This is a genomic window from Serratia sp. LTN-2, assembly GCF_059740205.1.
Genome location: NZ_JCAXDO010000061.1, coordinates 1 through 1,393, shown reverse-complemented (window position 1 = coordinate 1,393; position 1,393 = coordinate 1). Strand labels below are relative to the sequence as shown.

The 1,393-nt window shown below is 49.2% G+C and carries 2 protein-coding genes and 1 pseudogene; 1 reads left to right on the top strand and 2 read right to left on the bottom strand.

Annotation, left to right across the window (positions count from 1 at the left end):
• Nucleotides 1–125 (bottom strand): annotated as a pseudogene (locus AC6BYQ_RS28290) (aquaporin); the annotation flags it as partial.
• Nucleotides 126–397: 272 nt separating this feature from the next.
• Complete coding sequence (locus AC6BYQ_RS28285; protein WP_498057910.1) at nt 398–547, bottom strand: DUF2188 domain-containing protein; 150 nt, start codon at nt 545–547, stop codon at nt 398–400.
• A gap of 621 nt (nt 548–1,168) precedes the next feature.
• Here AC6BYQ_RS28285 and AC6BYQ_RS28280 point away from each other — a divergent pair.
• Nucleotides 1,169–1,276 (top strand): DUF4113 domain-containing protein, encoded by a 108-nt coding sequence (locus AC6BYQ_RS28280; RefSeq protein WP_498057911.1) that lies wholly within the window; start codon nt 1,169–1,171, stop codon nt 1,274–1,276.
• Nucleotides 1,277–1,393 lie beyond the last annotated feature (117 nt).

The window sequence follows — 1,393 nt, the reverse complement described above, 5'->3', positions numbered from 1 at the left end:
GCGATCGCGACGCCGAGAAAACCAACACCCAGCTGTGGAAATGCCGCTGCTAATACTGCGCTTCCACACCCTCCGAACACCAACCAAAATGTGCCAAAGAATTCAGCAAACAGCCTTTTTGACATGGATTATATCTCGCAATATAGACTAACGGATGTTAGCCTAAAAAACTATAGAATAGTTTTTTAAAAATATCGCATTGCTTAATAATTTTTGTTACATAACTCACGATACTATAAAAAACACAGTATTAGCGTTCTCCCTCCGATAAACAGTACCGGTCTAAACTGCAGGGACGGAAAGTGGATCCAGTGACACGAAGGAAAAATCCGGGGATATGACCGCTAGATACGCAGAGGTATGCACGCGGAGCTGGAGATGCTGCCCGTCGTCAAGCCTAATTTTCCTGATTGCGTGCGATCCCTCTGCCGGCATCGATGGCTTGCTGTTGGGTTGGGTGAACTGACGTGACTCTCTGATTGCCTTCTCCACGCACAGCCCACTGCCCCTTGTGCGGTACAACATGCTGATTTTTTCCCTCTGTCACACCCTCAAGTCAATGATGAAATTAGAATATACTGTGTTTTTAGATTCTGTAAGCACAATATATTGATATTTATAAGGCTAAACCTCCGTCTTGCCTACTGCCAAATTCGATACCACCCGCACACATATTCCTATGGGGTTGAAGAGTTACGAGGCAATCATTTGGAAATGTGGGGGCACAAAGGCGAGAGAAACCTCAAACAGCGCTCACTTGCAGCTGACCGAGTAGTGCGGAAGCGTTGTTCCTGTTGTTTGGAGAACATACGCCCCGGGGGAACAGCAGCACCGAGACGACTTATATGCTCAATGAAATTTAACACAATGCGCGCCATCTGTGTTTTTTAACATTTTCAATTAGTTACAAGCACAACTCATGGAGCAAACGCCTGCCACGCAGCTGAAGCCATAACAGGGAAAAACGCCGCTCATCAATGACCTCGTTGAAACCGTGGAACACAGCCGGCACGATCCCATGGCCGGGCAAAACGGCTCTGCCGCATTAACGGCCGCGAGTTGTGGGAAAATAGGATTGGTTATTTTTCATGCAGATACAATCCGTATGTGACGTTTACACGGGACAGAATGGCAGCTTGTTCATGGTTAGGAAACCCAATAAGGGTCGATTCAGTTTCCTAACCATCGAGCCGACGGCTGGAAGATGAAACGGCAGCGGCTGTCGCCGGCCTGGACTACACGGCTGCAGGATGTCCCAGTTGTGCGTCTGAAGTGAATGCGCGTCAGCGCATGCAGGCGGCAACTGCCCTGTCAGAGAACGTAGCGCCCCTGCGGGTCGAGCACGGCAGCACTGCTGCCTCTACCGTCTTTAAGCCCCTGCCTCACATCAACG